Below are 18,091 nucleotides of genomic sequence, written 5' to 3' on the forward strand. Positions count from 1 at the left end.
TCGGGGAGGTCGCATGGACGGCGAGGAGATCGCGGTGACGGAGTGCTACCGGAGCCACGCGCCGTTGGTCCGCGGCTATCTCCGGCATTTCATCCCGAAGCAGGACGTCGAGGATGTGCTCCAGGTCGTGTTCGGCGAGGTCTGGCGCTCGCGCCGGCGCTACGACCCGAGCCGCAGCCTCGAAGGGTGGGTGCTGGGCATCGCCCGCAACCGGGCCATCGACTACCTGCGGGCCCGCCACCCGGCGACGGTGCCGCTCGACGGGGTGCCCGAGCCGAGCGACCACGTCGACCCGGCCCGCCGGCTCGACGACCTCGACCAGGTGCGCCGCGCCCTGCGGCACCTGCCCGAGGTGCAGCGCGAGGCGATCACGCTGGCCTACTACGGCGACCTGACGCAGCGCGAGATCGCCGAACGCCTCGACGTGCCGCTGGGCACCGTCAAGGCCCGCACCGCGCGGGCGCTGCACAAGCTCTCCACCGTGCTCGAGGCCGCATGAGACCCCGGGTCGGCGTGTCGAGCTGTCTCCTCGGGGAGCCGGTCCGGTTCAACGGCGGGCACAGCCGCGACCGCTTCCTGGCCGGCGACCTCACCGACCACGTCGACTGGGTGCCGTTCTGCCCCGAGGTCGAGGCGGGCCTGGGCACCCCGCGCGAGACGCTGCGCCTGGAGCCGGGCCCGGAGGAGGGCGAGCGGCTGATGCTGCGCAAGAGCCGCGTCGACCTGACCGCGACCATGCACGAGGTCGCCGGCCGCCGGATCGCCACCCTTGAGGTCGACGGTTACGTCTTCAAGTCGAAGAGCCCCTCGTGCGGCATCCACGGCATCCCCGTGTACGAGAACGACGCTCCCGTCCGCCGGACCAGGGGCGTCTTCGCGCAGCGCATCATCGACGCCTACCCGCTGCTGCCCGTGGAGGACGAGGGCCGCCTCAACGACGCCGTGCTCCGCGAGCAGTTCGTCGAGCGGATCTTCGCCCACGCCCGGCTGCGTGAGCTGTTCGAGTCCGACTGGAAGCCGCGCGACCTGGTCGCCTTCCACTCCTGCCACAAGATGCAGCTGCTCGCCCACGACCCCGAGGGCTACCGGGTCGCCGGGCGGGTGGTCTCCCGGGCGGGCAGCGCCCCGCGCGAGGAATTGGAGCGCGACTACACGGTCGCCTTCCAGAGCACCCTGGCGCGCAAGGCCTCGATCGGCCGCAACGTCAACGCGCTGCACCACTGCCTGGGCATGGTCGGCCACGCGCTCGACGACGCCCGGCGGGCCGACCTGCGCGAGGTCATCGCGGCCTACCAGGAGCACCAGGTGGCGATCACCGTGCCGATGACGCTGCTGCTGCACCACGCCAAGGGCGAGGCCGCCGACTACGTCCGCGACCAGACCTTCTTCGCGCCGTTCCCGGCGGATCTGCGGCTCCGCAACCACGTACCTAATTGAACCTCTAGCGTTACTTTTGTCGGGGAATGCCCGGTTTCATGGCCGACCTTCCCTTCCACGACCAGACCGACTTCGCCGACGCCGACCGGGGCTTCGCCGCCCGCCTCGATCCGGCCCTGATCAGGTCGGCCGACGGCCGGATCGTCTGGAACGCCGACGCCTACCGGTTCCTCGACCACGACACCCCCGGCTCCGCCGACCCGAGCCTGTGGCGGCAGAGCCGCCTGTGCGCCCGGCAGGGCCTCTACGAGGTGACCGACGGCGTCTGGCAGGTCCGCGGCCTCGACCTGTCGAACATGACCCTGATCGAGGGCGAGCGCGGCGTGATCGTCGTCGACCCGCTGCTCTCGACCGAGTGCGCCGAGGCGGCCCTCGGGCTCTACCGGCGGCACCGGGGCGAGCGCCCGGTCACCGGCGTGATCTACACCCACTCCCACGCCGACCACTACGGCGGCGTGCGCGGCGTCACCGACGGCGCCGGCGTCCCGATCATCGCCCCGGCCGGCTTCCTGGAGCACGCCGTCGCCGAGAACGTCTACGCCGGCACCGCCATGGTCCGCCGCGGCGTCTACATGTACGGCCTGGCCCTCCCCGTCTCACCCGAAGGCCAGATCGGCTGCGGCCTGGGCCTGACCGCCTCGCAGGGCACGGTCAGCCTGCTCCCGCCGACGGTCGACGTCACCACGACGGGCCAGCTCGAAACGGTCGACGGGGTCCGGATCGTCTTCCAGCTCACCCCCGGCACCGAAGCCCCGGCGGAGATGAACTTCCTGCTCCCCGAGCGGCACGCCCTGTGCCTGGCCGAGAACGCCACCCACACCCAGCACAACCTCGGCACGCTGCGCGGCGCCCCGGTCAGGGACGCCCGCCTGTGGTCGCGCTACCTCAACCAGGTCCTCGACCTGTTCGTCCCGCACGCCGAGGTCGCCTTCGCCTCCCACCACTGGCCGACCTGGGGACGCGAGCGGATCGCCAGATTCGTCCAGGACCAGCGGGACCTGTACGCCTACCTCCACGACCAGACCCTGCGAATGATCAACCAGGGCCTCACCGGCGCGGAGATCGCCGAGCGGATCGAGCTGCCGCCCGGCCTGGAGACGGCCTGGAACACCCGCGGCTACTACGGCTCGGCCAGCCACAACGTGAAGGCGATCTACCAGCGCTACCTCGGCTGGTTCGACGGCAACCCCGCCCACCTGTGGGAGCACCCGCCGGTCGAGCAGTCGCGCCGCTACGTCGAGTGCCTCGGCGGCCCCTCGGCCACCGTCGCGATGGCCACCCGCTACATCCAGGACGGCGACCTCCGGTTCGCCGCCACCCTGCTCAACCACGCCGTCTTCGCCGCCCCCGGCCACGGCGAGGCCCGCCGGAAGCTGACCGAGGTCTACACCCGCCTGGGCCAGAGCGCCGAGAACGGGGTCTGGCGCAACTTCTACCTGACCGCCGCCCTCGAACTCACCGCCCGGCGCACCTTCCCGTCGGGCGCCGACACCGCCGCCCCCGACGTGCTGACCGCGCTCACCCTCGACCAGCTCCTCGACGCGGTGGCGATCAGGGTCAACGGCCCGAAGGCGTGGAACGAGACCCTGTCGATCGACTGGAACCTCACCGACACCGGCGAACTGCGCCGCACCACGCTGTCGAACGGCGCGTTGATCATCGGCCCCGGCGGCCCGGCCGACCTCAGCCTCCGCCTGACCAAGCCCGAGTTCCTCGCGGTGCTGAACGGGCAGGAGCCGGGCGACCACGAAGGCGACCTGGGCGTGCTCACCCGGCTGCTGTCCCTGCTCGACGACCCCGACCCGGGGTTCGCCGTAGTCACGTCTGAATGACCGCCAGCGACAGCGGCGGCAGGTAGAGGTCCTGACCGGTCAGCATGATCGCCTCGTCGGAGGCCAGCAGGATCCGGCCCGGCGGCACCCGGACCGGCACCGAGGTCTCCCCCAGGTTGGCCGCGACGCGGATCGAGCCGCGCTCGATCACCACCCAGTGGCGGTCGGCGTCGTAGTCGACCTTGACCAGCTCGAACCGGGGGTCGGCCAGATCGGGGTGCGACTTGCGCAGCGCGATCAGGTCGCGGTACCAGCCGAGCAGGGCGGCGTGCTCCTCCTCGGTGTTCTCGGCCCAGTCGAGTTTCGAGCGCAGGAAGGTCAGTTCGTCCTGCGGATCGGGGGCCTTCCAGTCGTATCCGAAATCGACGAACTCCTTTTCCCTGCGCTCTCCCTCGGTCGAGGAAAGCGCCGGGTCGAAATGGTCGGTGAAGAAATAGAACGGCGTCGAGGCGCCCCATTCCTCGCCCATGAAGAGCATCGGAGTAAAGGGCGAGGTCAGCACGAGCCCCGACGCCACCCACAGCTGGTCGACCGTCATCCGGTCGCCGGCCGGGCGGTTGCCGATCTGGTCGTGGTTCTGCGCGCACACCACGAACCGCCACCCGGGCAGCCCGGTCGCCGGGCGGCCGTGCGAGCGGCCGCGGAACGACGAGAACGACCCGTCGTGGAAGTAGGCCGAGGTCAGCACCTTGGCCAGCGAGGCCGGGCCGCCGAAGTCGGCGTAGTAGGCGTGCGTCTCGCCGGTCACGTTGGAGTGGACGGCGTGGTGGACGTCGTCGTTCCAGGTCGCGTGCAGGCCGTAGCGGGTGATCAGCCCGGGGTCGTTGAGGTCGGACTCGGCGATCAGCGTCAGCGGGCGGCCCTGGATGGCCGACAGCAGCTCGACCTCCCCGGCCAGCTCCTCCAGGAAGTGGACGGCCCGCTTGTCGTGCAGCGCGTGCACGGCGTCGAGTCGCAGGCCGTCGACGTGGTAGTCGCGCAGCCACTGGAGGGCGTTGCCGATGAGGTAACGCCGCACCTCGTCGGAGCGGGGCCCGTCGAGGTTGACCGCGTCGCCCCAGTAGGAGCCCTTGTAGTCGTGTAAATAGGGCCCGAACTTGCCGAGGTAGTTGCCCGAGGGGCCGAGGTGGTTGTAGACGACGTCGAGGATGACCCCGATGCCGTTCCGGTGGCAGGCGTCGACGAGGGTCTTCAGCCCGTCGGGGCCGCCGTAGTCCTCCCGCACCGCCCACAGGTCGACGCCGTCGTACCCCCAGTTCCGCTTTCCCGGTACGGGCGCCACCGGCATGATCTCGATGAAGTCGACGCCCAGGTCGAGCAGGTGGTCGAGCTTGGCGACGGCCGCCTCGAAGGTGCCCGCCGGGGTGAACGTGCCGATGTGCAGCTCGTAGACGACCGCGCCGCGCAGGTCGCGCCCGCGCCAGTTCTGGTCGCCCCACAGGAAGTGGTCGTGGTCGTAGGCCCGGCTCGGTCCTTCGACGCCGAAGGGCTGGCGGAGGGTGCGCGGGTCGGGGAAGGGGCCGTCTCCGTCGACGAACAGGGTGTAGTCGGTGCCGTGGGGCAGGTCGGGGCCGCGCCACCACTCGCCGTCGGCCGTCAGGTCGCGGCGGTCGCCGTCGATCTCGATCTCGACCCGTTCTGCCGTGGGGGCCCACACCTCGAACATGTTTCAGCTGCCTTCCAGGACGGCGACGGGGAATCGGGAAAGCAGGTGGGCCAGGGGCACCCGGCCGGTGTGTTCCGCCCCGGTCAGCAGGCACCTCCATCGGCCGGGCGGCAACATGACCGTGTCGCCGCCGAACCCGCCTCGCCGCTCCAGTGCGGCGGGCAGCCGCGTCGCCACGGCCACCGCCTTGTCACCGCGCGCGAAGGCGATGGCGTTACGTCCCGCCTCGATCGGAAAGTAGGGTTCATCCGCCGAAAACCGGGTTCTGACGCGTAGGCAGGCGGTCACGGTCTGGAGTTTCTGCCCGTCCCACGTGTCGTCGTCGGGATTGTCGAGCAGGGCCCGCCGGAACGCGTAGTCGACCGGTCTGCGGTTGTCGGGGTCGACGAGCGAGAAGTCGGTGGTCTCGTTGCCCTGGTAGATGTCGGGGATGCCCGGCATCAGCAGCTGGACGACCTTCTGCCCCAGCGAGTTGACGCGGGCGTAGCGGTCGACCACGGCGGTGAAGGAGGCCACCGAGAAGCCGCAGACCTCGACGGCCTTGCGGCAGAAGTCCCGCAGCCCGGCCTCGTAGACCGGGTCGGGCTTGATCCACGAGATCGAGGTCTTCGCCTCGCGGGCGGCTTTGAGCAGGTAGTTCGTGAACCTGTCGACGTCGATCGGCCAGGCCGCCATGAGCGACTGCCAGGCCAGGTAGTCGAGGGCCGGGTCGAACCTGACCTGGCCGCTCCACGACTCGACCGCGTCGGCCCACACGTCGGGCAGCTCCGACAGCACGGCCAGCCGTGCCCGCACGTCCTCCGACCGCTTGGTGTCGTGGGTCGACAGGGTCGTCATGGTCGTCGGGGTCATCACGGCGCAGAAGGCGTGGAACTCCTCCGGGGTGACCGCGAAGTGGTCGGGCTCGCCGCCGACCTCGTTGAGGCAGGCCAGCGGGAACCAGCGGTAGAGGGCGGTGTCCTCCACGCCCTTGGCCATGACCGGGCCGCAGGTCTGCTGGAAGCGGGTCACGGCCTCGGCGGGGCCGTACAGGACCTGGTGGGCGACCCGGGCGACGGCGCCGGGGTCGGTGCGGCGGCCCGCCTCGGCGGCGGCCGTCTCGACGATCCGGACCGCCTCGGCCGACGGGGGCTCGCCGGGGTTCACGTAGGCGCGGTAGACGGGCATCGCGGCCAGCATCTCGACGACCGCGTCGTGCAGGCCCGGCTCGCCCAGGGCGCTTTCGAGACGGTCGACCTCGCCCTTGAAGAACAGCGACAGCACGTGTTTCTTCGCCTCGTAGCGGACCGCGCCGTAGTCGGCGGAGACGCCGGTCCGCTGGGTGAAGGTCTGGATCAGCTTGTCGGCGCCGGCCGGGTCGACGAACAGCCGGGTGATCGCGTTGAGCGCCTCGTAGCCGGTGGTGCCCTCGCAGGGCCAGTCGGCGGGCAGCCGCTCGTGGCCGATGACGATCTTCTCCACCCAGACCGGCACGTCGGTGAAGGCGCGCAGCCGCCGCAGGTAGCCGCGCGGATCGGCCAGGCCGTCGGGGTGGTCGACCCGCAGCCCGTCGATCACGCCTTCGTCGATCAGGTCGAGGGTGACCCGGTGGGTGGCCTCGAACACCTCGTTGTCCTCGACCCGGATGCCGATCAGCGACGACACGTCGAAGAACCGCCGGTAGCCCGGCGGTTCGGTCCAGGGCACGAGCCGGTAGTGCTGCGCCTCCAGAAGCTCGTCGAGTGGCAACGCGGAGGTGCCCGGCCGCAGCGGGAACTCGTGGTCCCAGTAGCGCAGCACGTCGCCGTCGACCGTGAACTCCGGGTTTTCGCCCAAAACCGGCAGCGCGACCGGGAAGGTCAGGTCGAACCAGGCGGCGTACGGCGACTCCGGGCCGAGCCGCAGCACCGACCAGAGCTGGGCGTTGCCCGACTCGGGCACCGGCACCGTCATGTGGTTGGGCACGATGTCGGCGACGATCCGGAAGCCCTGCCCGGCCAGTTTCCGCAGGCCGTCGACGCCGCCGAACTCCGCGCGGACGCGCGAGTGGTCGGTGACGTCGTAGCCGTGCTGCGATCCGGCGACCGCCTGGAGCGTCGGCGACAGGTAGAGGCCGCCGACGCCGAGACGGCGCAGGTAACCGGTCAGCTCGGACAGCTCGCCGAAGCCGAATTCAGGCGTGAGCTGGACACGGTAGGTCGACGTCACGATTGGCCCCTTACCCCGCTCCTCAGCGGGCAGAAACGTCACAAGCGGCGCAGAACCCGCACGGATCGTCCGGCGACGGGCACCGCTTCGCCGGCCCGGCACATCCGCGTGCCGGTCGCGATCGGCATCGCGGTGTCGAGCTCGGTCTCCCACATCTCGCCGTAGTCGCTGGGGATGGTGAACTCGATCGCCTCGTAGTGGGCGTTGAAGAGCAGCAGGAACGAGTCGTCGACGATCCGCCGGCCCCGGCTGTCGGGCTCGGTGATGGCCTCGCCGTTCAGGAACACCGCCAGCGCCTTGGCGTAGCCGTTGTTCCAGTCCTGGTCTTCCATCTCGGTGCCCCCGGGGGTCAGCCAGACGATGTCCGACAGGGGGTCGCCGGAGCCACGCACCGGACGGCCGTAGAAGAACCGCCGCCGCCGGAAGACGGGGTGTTCGCGGCGCAGCTTGGAGACCCGCCGGGTGAAGTCGAGGAACAGCCAGTTCTCGGTCCAGTCGACCCAGGCGATCTCGTTGTCCTGGCAGTAGGCGTTGTTGTTGCCGCCCTGCGTGCGGCCGAGCTCGTCGCCGTGCGACAGCATCGGCACGCCCTGCGACAGGAACAGCGTGGCCAGGAAGTTGCGCTTCTGCTGCTCCCGGAGCTGCGCGACCGGCCCGGTCGCGGGGCCTTCGACCCCGCAGTTCCACGACCGGTTGTCGTTCGCGCCGTCGCGGTTCTCCTCGCCGTTGGCCTCGTTGTGCTTGTCGTTGTACGAGACCAGGTCCTCCAGCGTGAACCCGTCGTGGCACGTGACGAAGTTGATGGAGGCCGCCGGGCGGCGGGAGTCGAGCTGGTAGAGGTCGCTCGACCCGGTCAGCCGCGAGGCGAACTCGGGCAGCCGGGCGGGCTCGCCGCGCCAGACGTCGCGGATGGTGTCGCGGTACTGCCCGTTCCACTCGGTCCAGCGGGCCGGGAAGTTGCCGACCTGGTAGCCGCCGGGCCCGACGTCCCAGGGCTCGGCGATCAGCTTGACCTGCGACAGCACCGGGTCCTGCTGGACCAGGTCGAAGAAGGCGCTCAGCCGGTCGACGTCGTGCAGCTCGCGGGCCAGCGACGACGCGAGGTCGAAGCGGAACCCGTCGACGTGCATCTCGGTCACCCAGTAGCGCAGCGAGTCCATGATCAGCTGGAGCGCGTGGGGCGAGCGCATCAGCAGGCTGTTGCCGGTGCCCGTGGTGTCCATGTAGTAGCGGTTGTCGCTCTCGACCAGCCGGTAGTAGTTGGCGTTGTCGATGCCCCGCATGCTGAGCGTCGGCCCGAGGTGGTTGCCCTCGGCCGTGTGGTTGTAGACGACGTCGAGGATGACCTCGATGCCGGCCTCGTGCAGCGCCTTGACCATGGCCTTGAACTCGAGGACCTGCCCGCCGCGCTCCCCCGAGGAGGAGTAGGCGTTGTGGGGGGCGAAGAACCCGATGGTGTTGTAGCCCCAGTAGTTCGACAGGCCGCGCTTCTCGAGGATGTGGTCGGTGACGAACTGGTGGATCGGCATGAGCTCGATCGCCGTGACCCCCAGCGAGGTCAGGTGGTCGATGATCGCCGGGTGGCCGATGGCGGCGTAGCTGCCCTTGATCCGGTCGGGCACCCCCGGGTGCCGGATCGTCAGCCCTCTGACGTGGGCCTCGTAGATGACCGTGTCGTGGTAAGGCGTCTGCGGCGGCCGGTCGTGCCCCCAGCCGAAGAACGGGTTGATCACCACGCTGCGCGGCACGTAGGGGGCCGAGTCGCTGTCGTCACGGCTGGCCGGGTCGCCGAAGGTGTAGCCGTAGACCGCCTGGTCCCAGTTCACGGAGCCTTCGATGGCCTTGGCGTAGGGGTCGATCAGGAGCTTGCGCGGGTTGCAGCGCTGGCCCTGCTTCGGGTCGTAGGGGCCGTGGACGCGGTAGCCGTAGCGCTGCCCGGGCTGGATTCCCGGCAGGTAGCAGTGCCAGACGTGGCCCTCCACCTCGGAGAGGGTCACGCACTCCTCGCCGCCCTCGTCGTCGAACAGGCAGAGGTCCACCCGATCGGCGACTTCGGAGAAGAGCGCGAAGTTGGTGCCCGCGCCGTCATATGTCGCGCCGAGTGGATAAGGATCCCCCGGCCAGATCTCTCGCATCTTCATATGCTCCATCGCGGGAACTCTCTTTGCCCGCATATCGCGAGTTAGTCCCACGGTCCGGGAAAACCTCGGTTTCCTCGGGAAACGGACGCGTTACAAACCGGCAACAACCTGGCAGAACAATCTTGTATGGACAGTAGCGAGGTGCGCTTCCTTGAAGTCCACGGGTACAGGCGGGCCTACCGGATAGCCGGGGCGGGGCCGCCCCTGCTGCTGATCCACGGCATCGCCGACAGCTCCGAGACGTGGAAGCCGGTCATCGACATGCTGGCCGAGCACCACACCGTGATCGCCCCCGATCTCCTCGGCCACGGCGAATCCGACCGCCCCCGCGCCGACTACTCGGTGGCCGCCTACGCCTGCGGGATGCGCGACCTGCTGGGCGTCCTGGGGGTCGACGAGGTGACCGTGGTCGGCCACTCCCTCGGCGGCGGCATCGCGATGCAGTTCGCCTACCAGTTCCCCGAGCGCTGCGAGCGGATGGTGTTGGTGAGCAGCGGCGGCGTCGGCCGCGAGGTCCACCCCCTGCTCCGCCTGGCCACCGGCCCCCTCGCCGCCGAGACCGGCCTCGCCGTCGCCACCTCCGCCCCCGTCCAGCGGCTCGTACGCCTGGCCGCCCCCCTCCTGAAGCGGGGCCTGCGGATGGGCCCCGACTTCGACCACGTGCTCGCCCGCTACCAGGGGCTGACCAGCATGACCGCCCGCCAGGCGTTCCTGCGCACCCTGCGGGCGGGCGTCGACATGCGCGGCCAGGTGATCACCATGCTCGACCGCTGCTATCTGACGGCCGGCATGCCCACCCTGATCGTCTGGGGCGCCAACGACACGGTGATCCCGGCGACCCACGCGACGGTCGCCCACCAGGCCATGCCCGGCAGCCGGCTGGCCGTCTTCCCCCAGACCGGCCACTTCCCCCACCACGACCAGCCCGAGCGCTTCGTCGAGACGGTCGTCGACTTCGTCAAGACGACCCACCCCCAGCGATACGACCAGGAGAAGTGGCGCGAGTTCCTCCGCAGCGGCCACACCTTCCCCCCGGAGACGTCGAGCGGCAGCTAGCGCAGCGCGTCGAAGGCGAGCCTGATCCGCCGTCCGGTGATCGTCGGGCCGTGGGCCGTCGCGAGGGCGGTCAGCTCCATGGCGGCGAGCTGGTCGACGTACCCGCCGAAGACCACCGGGTCGAGCCACGCCCGCCAGGGGCTCAGGCCCGTCGCGAAGCGGTCGACCGCCTCAAGGTGCTCGTCGGCGGGCAGGTCGCCGGCGTCGGCCGTGGGGTGCGGCACCACCGCGCCGAAGCAGTCGGCCGACCAGTAGACGCCCGTGCGGCCGTCGTAGAGGCCCAGCGTCGCGGAGGCGTCGAAGAGCGGCGGGCGGACGGCCGTCAGGGTGCGGCCGGCCACCGTCCAGGCCTCGCCGTCGCGGATGTGGCGGATCCGGCGGCGCGGGTCGAGCGGCGGGTGGCGCAGGCGGCCGGTCACCAGGGTGGCGCGCGGGCAGGTCTCCAGGGCTGCGGTCAGGTTCCCCACGTGGTCGGCGTCGTCGTGGCTGACGAAGATCCAGCGGACGTCTCCCGGATCGACCACGGAGAACACGTCCTCGCGCCACTGGTCACGGTGGACGGCCGAGCCGGTGTCCACCAGCACCGGCTCCCGGCCCGTGATCACCATGGTGTTGACGAAGCCGAACCCGTCGGCGGCCGGGACGAGGCGTGGGACCAGCACGGTGTCGGGAGCGATGCGATGCGGTTCGAGCATGCGGTCCAGCCTCGCGGCTCCGGCTTGGCCGTTTCTTGCCGGGCACTTGGCCGTCGGACCGCTCAGTGGGGCATGCCGGCCCTCCGGGCGAACTCGTCGGCCGATTTACGCAGCGCGGAGGAGTCACGGCCCAGCACGTCGGCCAGGCGGGCCAGGCAGCGGTCGGCCACCGCCCAGCCGAGGACGCGCCCGGCGCAGACCTCCAGGTGGGGATAGAGGGCCCGCGCCGCCTCCCGGTCGTCGAAGGCCACGATGAGCTCGGTGAGCAGGTCGGGGACGATCCGGTAGGCGAGGTCGCCGACCATCACGGCGAAGCCGTCGTGCGACAGGGCGGCGAAGATCTCCCTCGACTCCTCCTCCCTGCCGACGTCGAGCAGGAGGGCGCAGCGCAGGATCGTCCACATCTGCTCCGGGTGGTCGATCTCCAGGGCCGCCGCCGAGTCGCCCTCGGCGCGCAGCCGCAGGGCGCGCATCAGGTCGGCGCGTGACCTCGGGCCCCGGCCGCCCTCCGGGTGGGCGCGGGCGGCCTCCGCCGCCTCGGCCTCGGCCAAGGCCAGGTCTCCGAGCATGTAGGCCCTGATCGCGGCCTGCCAGGCCGCCAGGCCCACGAGAGCGGGGCGGCGCAGTTCGGCGGCGGTCCGGCGCAGCCAGTCGAGGATCGGCCGGCCCTCGTCGAAGCGTCCCTGGGTGGACAGCTCGACGTACCAGGCCTCCTGGACCAGCCACTCGTCGACCAGGTCGACGCCGACGCCGCGCATGCGGGCCAGCAGGGCCGCGCGCTCCTCGACGGGGGCGACGCCCCGCGAGAGGAGTTCGGCCGCGCTCAGCGCCCGCAGCAGCGAGCGGTCGTCGGTGGCCTCCTCGATGGCCTGGGCGGCCAGGGCGCGGCTGTCGTCCATCGGGCGGGTGAAGGCGCCGATGATCGCTGAGGCCGACAGGAGCATGGAGCGCCAGCGCGCGCCAGCCCCGCTCAGGGCCCGGTCGATCCGCTCGACCAGGACGGCGGTGGCGTTCAGCTCCTCGTACATGGCCCAGACCAGGGGGTCGGAGAAGCCCAGCGCCGCGCGGGCGAGGCGTTCGCCGTCGCCCAGCTCGTCGGCGACCGCGACGGCCTCGTCCAGGACCGGGTGGACGCGGGAGTTGAGCCCCGCCACGGTCAGCGCCTCGGCCAGCTCGATCAGCAGGTCGCACCGGAGCGCCAGGTCGGTGACGGGCAGCTGGCCCGTGAGGGCCACGGCGTGCTCCAAGTGGACGGCGGCGTCCTCGTGGGCGAACTGGCCGGTGGCATGCCGGGCGGCGGCGCGGGCGTAGGTGATGGCCTTGGCCGCCATGCCCGAGATGACCAGGCCCTCGCGGTAGTGGTAGGCCAGCTCCCCCGGCTGGGTGCCCCGGCCTTCGAGCACGGCCGCGACCCGGGCGTGCATCCGGCGGCGGCGCAGCGGGGCCAGCCCCTCGCGCAGCACGTCGCGCACGATGTCGTGGCTGAAGGTGTAGCCCAAGCGAGTCGCGGACGGCCGGAGGCCGGCCGTGCCTCGCGTCGTGAACGTCTCCGGGAGAAACTGCCGCTCGGTCAGCAGCCGGGCCTGCACCGCGGCGTCCAGCACGTCGAGCACCTGGTCCTGCGGCAGGTCGAGCACGTCGAGCAGCACGCCCAGCTCGGTCTCCCGGCCGATCAGCGCGGCGGCGCTCAGCACGTCGTGGGCGCCCGGCGGGAGCGCGGCCAGCCGTCCGCGCAGCACCTCGGCCATCGCGCCCGGGGTGTCGCCCAGGCCGAGGAAGAACGGGTTGCCGCCGGTACGCCGCAGCTCCACCCCGGCCCGCAGCGGGTCGCCGCCCGAGCGGGCCAGGTATTCGGCCACCGCGTCCTCGGGCAGCCCGCCCAGGGTCACGCCCTCGACATGGGACAGGCGGCGCAGCGCCGCGAGCGCGCGGGCCAGCGGCTCGCCGACCTCGGTGTCGCGGTAGGTCGCCAGCACGGTCAGCCCGGGGCACGACCGGGTGGTGGCGAGGAAGTCGAGCAGGCGCAGCGAGGCGGCGTCGGCCCACTGGAGGTCGTCGAGCACGATCACCGTGGGGCCGGCCGCGTTGACCAGGCGGGCGATGGCCTCGTACATGGGGAACTCGCCGGTGGCGGCGGTGATCTCGGCGAGTTCGCCGTCGCGGCCGGTCAGTTCGCGCAGCGCCAGCACCCACGGCCAGAACGGCGGCGCGCCGCCGCCGTCCCAGCACCGCCCGACGACGGCCCGCGCGCCGGGCGCACCTGTCGCCCGGTGGGCGGCGGCCTCCACCAGGCTCGTCTTGCCGATGCCGGGCTCCCCGGCGACCAGCACGATCCGGTGCCCCGGCGCCTCGACGGCGGCGGCCAGCCGGGCCAGCTCGGCCGAGCGGCCCAGGATCTCCGCCGCCGGGGGCGGCGCGGCCACCCGCACCGGAACCGACGGGGAGAGGGCGGCGTCCTGGGCGAGGATGCGCGCCTCCAGCTCACGGGTGCGCGGCTCGGGATCGAGGCCGAGCTCGTCGACGAGCAGCCGCCGCCCCTCGGCGAGCAGGGCGAGCGCGTCGGCCTGGCGTCCCGCCTGGTAGAGGGCGTGCGCGGCGTGTCTCCTGACGCGCTCTCTCGTCGGGTACGCCGCCACCAGCCGCACCAGCTCAGGCACCAGCTCGGAGCCACGGCCGAGGGCGAGATCGGCCTCGTTGGCCTCCTCGACCACGGTCAGCCGCAGCTCGTCGAGCGCGACGCGTTCCTCGCGCGCCCAGGGGAGGTTCTCGAACCCGGTCAGCGCGTCGCCGCGCCACTCGCTGAGGGCCAGCCGGAACTCCCGGGCCGCCTTCCCCGCGTCGCCCGCCGCGAGCAGCCGCCGCCCCTCGTCGACCCGCCCGGTCACCCGGCGCAGGTCGACGTCGCCGTCGGGGATGTCGAGGGCGTAGCCGCCGGCCCGCCCGACCAGCACGGCCGCGGCCCCCCGCCGCGACCGGCTCGGTTCGAGCACCCGCCGCAGCTTCGAGATGTACGCCTGGACAGTGTTGACCGCACTGGCCGGCGGGCCCTCGTCCCACAGGGCGTCGATGATCCGCGTCACGGTCACCGGCCGGGGGGAGGCCAGCAGGCAGAGCGCCAGCACCGACCGCTGTTGGAGCGGTCCGATGTCAAGGGCGACGCCGTCGGCGCCGATCACCGTGATGGGCCCGAGCACCCGGAATTCCATTGGGGGATGCTACCGAAAAAGGGCTAATGTCCGGCTCTGCGCAGCAACCGGCGCGCCGGTCGCGGACCGGTCGTACGGAGCCAGATCTGGACGGCCGCGCCGCCGAGCGGCGACCGGTCGACCGTGAGGTGGCCGCCCGTCGACTCGGCCAGCCGGCGGGCGATGTCGAGCCCGAGACCGGTCGACCCCGCGCCGCTGTGGCCGCGCTTCAGCGCGCCCGCCGGATCGTCGATGCCCGGCCCGGCGTCGGCGATCAGGATGCCCACCGTGCCGGACCCCTGGTGGAGGGTGACGGTGAAGGCGGTCCGTTCGGGGGTGTGCCGGAACACGTTGCCCAGGGTGGCGTCGATGACGGCGCTGAGGTCGGCCGCCGCGACGGGGACCTTGGCGGGCTCCTCGGCGCCGTACAGATCCCACGGCCTGGCCTGGTCTTCGGCCAGCGCCGACCAGAAGGCGAGCCGCTCCCTCAGCACCGCGGCGGCGTCGCAGCCCTGCACCGGGCGGGAGGGCCGGCGCGCGGTCTCGATGATGGCGTCGACCTCGCGTTCGAGCCGGTCGACCTGCTCGGCGGCCGGGCCGTGGGTGCCGACGTTCAGGCGGAGGGCGGTGAGCGGGGTGCGCAGCCGGTGCGACAGGTCGGCGGCGAGTTCCCGCTCGGCCGCGAGCAGCCCGGCGACCTGGTCGGCCATGGTGTTGAAGGCCTGGCCGGCGGCGACCAGCTCCGGCGGCCCCGCCGGGGCGATGCGCACCGACAGGTCGCCGGCGCCCAGGGCGCTCGCGGCCTCGCCCAGGGAGCGGGTCGCCTTCACCATCCGCGACCCGAGCCGGTCGGCCACGACCACCGAGCCCGCGACCAGCGCGACGGCCACCCCGGTGAGGACCGCCCATGAGGCGGCGACCCCCTCGCTGAGGGCGGCGTCGGGGACGTACACCTCGATGACCGCCCTGTTCCCCCGGTCGAGCGCGACCGGGCGCAGCAGCGCGAACCCGCCCGCGACCCTGATCGTCTGGGCCCGCGCGGTGGCGGGGTCGAGCCCGCTGACCCTGCTCACCCCGACCGACCCGCCGTCGAGGTGGACGGCCAGCCGGCTCGCGCCCCCGGCGGCGGTGCTGGCCAGCGCCGGTTCGAGACGGTCGGGGTCGGTGGTGACGACCAGCGCCGGGACGATCATGCTGGCCTGGCGTTCGGCGTCGTTCAGCGCCCGGCTCTCGGCGGCCTGCTTGACGGCGGCGGCCAGCGGGATCAGGAACGCGAGCGCCACCATGGCCGTCACGGCGACGGCGACCAGCGCCAGGCTCCTGCGCACTAGACGCCCGGGGCGCTGAGCCGGACGCCGACGCCCCGCACCGTGTGCAGGTAACGGGGACTCGACGCGCTCTCCCCGAGCTTGCGCCGCAGCCACGACAGATGGACGTCGATCGTCTGGTCGTCGCCGTAGGACTGCCGCCAGACCTCGGTCAGCAGTTCCTTCCGCGAGACGACCCGGTCGGGCCGCGCCCCCAGGTAGGCCAGCAGGTCGAACTCCCGGCGGGTCAGCTCCAGCGGCCTCCCGTCGAGCGCCGCCTCGCGCCGGGCGGGGTCGACGGTCAGCCCGCCGATCCGGATCGGCGCCGTCGCCGGGACGGTCCGGGCCCGCCGCAGCACCGCCTCGATGCGGGCGTTGAGGTGGTCGCCGGAGAACGGCTTGACGAGATAGTCGTCGGCGCCGTCCTGCAGCAGCCGCACGATCTCGGCCTCGTCGTCCCGCGCCGTGGCGATGATGACCGGCACGTCGGAGATGGCCCGCAGCATCTTCAGCGCCTCGGCCCCGTCGAGGTCGGGTAACCCCAGGTCGAGCACGACCACGTCGGGCGGGAAGTGCGCGATGTCGCGCAGCGCGTCGAGGGCTCCGCCCGCACTGCGCACGGCGTGGCTGCGGCCCCCCAGATCGCGGATGATCGCCGACCGGACGAACTCGTCGTCCTCCACCACCAGAACCGTCGCCATGGCCCCACACGTTACGTCACGTATCAATGGTCTTTCGGGGATAATGCCGCCATATGCGTGCGATCGGGTACACCGTGGCGTGGTGCGGAGCCACCGCCCTCGCCGTCGGAGTGGCCTGGTTCGGCGTGAGCGGCGTCCTGCGGACCGCCCTCGGCGACGGGGAACCGCTGACCCCACTGGTGGTCGCGGCCCCGGACCTGGTGCCGGAAGAACCTCCCCCCGCACCGGAGGAGCCCACCTCGGCCCTGGTCTCTTCGACTCCCGGAAAACCGACTCCCGGGTCGACTTCCGAGCCGACTCCTGGGCCGACTCCTGGGCCGGCTCCTGGGGCGACTCCGGGGTCGGCTGCCAGACCGGCTCAGGAGCCGAGTCAGGGGCCGCGGCAGAAGCCGACGGCGAGCAGCCGCCCGACGGCGACGCGAACCCCGAGCACCCCGGAACGCCCTCCGGCCCCTCAACGATCTCCCGCCCCTTCCCCCTCCCCGACTCCGGAGGAGAAGCTGCACACCTTCACTCTGAAGGGCGGCCGGGCGACGGTCGCCGTGGGCGAGACCGACTGCCGGATCGTGTCGGCCACACCGGCGGAGGGCTGGGAACTCAAGACGTGGACCGAGCCCCACTGGCTGCGCATCACGTTTCTGAAGGATGGGAAGGAGTCCTCGGCCTTCTGCACGTGGAACGCACTGCCCCCGAGGCTCGACACCTACGAGACGTGACACCGGCCGCCCGTCGAGGTCGCACCTCCCGCAGAGCCTTCCGGTCCACTGCATGAGCAACGCCCCGCCCCTGGAGTCGTCCACAGCCCGCAGAAGCCGCCGGGAAATTGTCCGCCGCGGCCGAGACGATGGATCCCCGGGCTGGTGGGGCCCTCTCCGTCTGCCTGCTCTTGGCCCGCCTCGCCACCCCCAGACAAAAGGCCTGCCCACCTGCCATAAGAACGCTTGCCGGCGGCGTATTGAACAAAGCATAAAAAAAGGGGCGGCTCGGCCGCCCCTTCCCATGTGAAGTGCTACTTCAGCGACTTCTGGTACTTCTGCAGTTCCTTCAGGTGCTTCTGACCCGACTCGATGATCGCGTTGGCCATCTGCACCCCCGGCCCGTACTCACCGCCGGCCGTCTCCTCCTCGGCCAGGGCCAGGGCCCCCTTCTGGTGCTGGATCATCAACGCCACGAACCGCTCGTCGAAGGCCGCCCCCGCCGAGCCGGCCAGGTCGGCCATGTCCTTGTCCGAGATCAGCCCCGGCATCGGCTTCCCGCGCTCAAGGGGTTCCACCCCCCACTCCGCCAGCCACCCCTTCAACGTCTCCACCTCGGGCTCGCGCGCCGCCCGGATCTCGGCGGCGAAGTCGCGTACCCACTGGTCTCCGGCGGCGGTCCCGGCCAGGCCGGTCAGGTCGTAGGCCTGCAGGTTGTGGGTGATCAACGTGGCGGCGAAGGTCTTGTCGGTCTCGTTGGGCCCGGCGTCGGCGACGACCTCGGGTGCCTCGGTGGCCGTCGGCTCCTCGACCGCCTCGGTCGCCTGGGGCTCCTGCGACGCCGTCACGGTGGGGATGGCGGGAGCGGAGGAAGAGGCGGCCGGGGGCGGCGTGGCGGCAGTGCCGCTCTCGGAGGAGCACCCGGAGATCAAGGCCATGGCCGCGAGGGCGGGCACGGCGATCCGGCGGAAGGTCGTCATGGGGCGAGACCCTACCGAAACCCCCATAAGGGAGTGTTCAACTAAAGGGTGGAGGGCCACACATCGCCCGTATCGTGCCACCCGCAGAACTCTCCTAACTCTTTCGGTCAAACCATGATGCGCTTCCGGAGCACGTGTTCTAGCCTGCGATCATGCGCAAGTGGACCGAAAATCGATGAAAGGTTTCATCCACTCGAAACCTCTGTTGA

Annotated in this window: 13 protein-coding genes; 5 read left to right on the top strand and 8 right to left on the bottom strand. The window is 71.8% G+C overall.

Annotated elements, in window-relative coordinates; genetic code table 11:
* Positions 1 to 13: 13 nt before the first annotated feature.
* The 3 genes from FDA94_RS07075 to FDA94_RS07085 are packed head-to-tail and all read left to right on the top strand — an operon-like array spanning position 14 to position 3,269.
* Positions 14 to 499: an RNA polymerase sigma factor gene (locus FDA94_RS07075; protein ID WP_137246211.1), complete on the top strand. Its 486-nt coding sequence runs from the start codon at positions 14 to 16 to the stop codon at positions 497 to 499.
* A complete protein-coding gene (locus FDA94_RS07080) occupies positions 496 to 1,437 on the top strand; it encodes a YbgA family protein (protein WP_137246212.1) in 942 nt (313 codons plus the stop codon). Before FDA94_RS07075 ends, FDA94_RS07080 begins: the two co-directional genes overlap by 4 nt.
* A gap of 38 nt (positions 1,438 to 1,475) precedes the next feature.
* Positions 1,476 to 3,269, top strand: coding sequence for an alkyl/aryl-sulfatase (locus tag FDA94_RS07085; RefSeq protein ID WP_137246213.1), 1,794 nt, complete (start codon positions 1,476 to 1,478; stop codon positions 3,267 to 3,269).
* On the opposite strand, the gene treZ is transcribed toward FDA94_RS07085, so the two are convergent.
* Genes treZ through glgX form a run of 3 tightly spaced genes read right to left on the bottom strand, consistent with a single transcriptional unit; the run spans position 3,256 to position 9,257 of the window.
* The gene (treZ, locus tag FDA94_RS07090) at positions 3,256 to 4,935 is read right to left on the bottom strand and encodes a malto-oligosyltrehalose trehalohydrolase (RefSeq protein WP_137246214.1); all 1,680 of its coding nucleotides are present in this window, start codon (positions 4,933 to 4,935) and stop codon (positions 3,256 to 3,258) included. The two genes, FDA94_RS07085 and treZ, sit on opposite strands and share 14 nt — an antisense overlap.
* 3 nt (positions 4,936 to 4,938) lie before the next feature.
* Positions 4,939 to 7,122 (bottom strand): malto-oligosyltrehalose synthase, encoded by a 2,184-nt coding sequence (treY, locus tag FDA94_RS07095; protein ID WP_246059606.1) that lies wholly within the window; start codon positions 7,120 to 7,122, stop codon positions 4,939 to 4,941.
* Positions 7,123 to 7,160: 38 nt separating this feature from the next.
* Complete coding sequence (glgX, locus tag FDA94_RS07100; RefSeq protein ID WP_137246215.1) at positions 7,161 to 9,257, bottom strand: glycogen debranching protein GlgX; 2,097 nt, start codon at positions 9,255 to 9,257, stop codon at positions 7,161 to 7,163.
* A 147-nt stretch (positions 9,258 to 9,404) separates the two neighbouring features.
* On the opposite strand from glgX, the gene FDA94_RS07105 reads away from it, so the two are divergent.
* Complete coding sequence (locus FDA94_RS07105) at positions 9,405 to 10,319, top strand: alpha/beta fold hydrolase (protein ID WP_246059608.1); 915 nt, start codon at positions 9,405 to 9,407, stop codon at positions 10,317 to 10,319.
* On the opposite strand, the gene FDA94_RS07110 is transcribed toward FDA94_RS07105, so the two are convergent.
* The 4 genes from FDA94_RS07110 to FDA94_RS07125 all read right to left on the bottom strand — a co-directional run bounded on the left by FDA94_RS07110 (position 10,316) and on the right by FDA94_RS07125 (position 16,207).
* Complete coding sequence (locus FDA94_RS07110; RefSeq protein WP_137246217.1) at positions 10,316 to 11,014, bottom strand: oxygen-binding di-iron domain-containing protein; 699 nt, start codon at positions 11,012 to 11,014, stop codon at positions 10,316 to 10,318. The two genes, FDA94_RS07105 and FDA94_RS07110, sit on opposite strands and share 4 nt — an antisense overlap.
* Positions 11,015 to 11,076: 62 nt before the next feature.
* Positions 11,077 to 14,220, bottom strand: a complete 3,144-nt coding sequence (locus FDA94_RS07115) for an ATP-binding protein (RefSeq protein ID WP_137246218.1) — start codon at positions 14,218 to 14,220, stop codon at positions 11,077 to 11,079.
* Between the two features lie 23 nt (positions 14,221 to 14,243).
* Entirely contained in the window at positions 14,244 to 15,527 is a 1,284-nt protein-coding gene (locus tag FDA94_RS07120) for a HAMP domain-containing sensor histidine kinase (RefSeq protein WP_137246219.1), read from the bottom strand.
* Positions 15,527 to 16,207 (bottom strand): response regulator transcription factor, encoded by a 681-nt coding sequence (locus tag FDA94_RS07125; protein WP_030451051.1) that lies wholly within the window; start codon positions 16,205 to 16,207, stop codon positions 15,527 to 15,529. Before FDA94_RS07125 ends, FDA94_RS07120 begins: the two co-directional genes overlap by 1 nt.
* A gap of 53 nt (positions 16,208 to 16,260) precedes the next feature.
* Here FDA94_RS07125 and FDA94_RS07130 point away from each other — a divergent pair, with 53 nt between their 5' ends.
* Positions 16,261 to 16,923: a hypothetical protein gene (locus FDA94_RS07130; protein WP_137246220.1), complete on the top strand. Its 663-nt coding sequence runs from the start codon at positions 16,261 to 16,263 to the stop codon at positions 16,921 to 16,923.
* Positions 16,924 to 17,216: 293 nt separating this feature from the next.
* Here FDA94_RS07130 and FDA94_RS07135 read toward each other — a convergent pair whose 3' ends face one another.
* The gene (locus FDA94_RS07135) at positions 17,217 to 17,882 is read right to left on the bottom strand and encodes a DUF305 domain-containing protein (protein ID WP_137246221.1); all 666 of its coding nucleotides are present in this window, start codon (positions 17,880 to 17,882) and stop codon (positions 17,217 to 17,219) included.
* Positions 17,883 to 18,091 lie beyond the last annotated feature (209 nt).

It is taken from the genome of Herbidospora galbida (assembly GCF_005233835.1).
GTDB lineage: Bacteria > Actinomycetota > Actinomycetes > Streptosporangiales > Streptosporangiaceae > Herbidospora > Herbidospora galbida.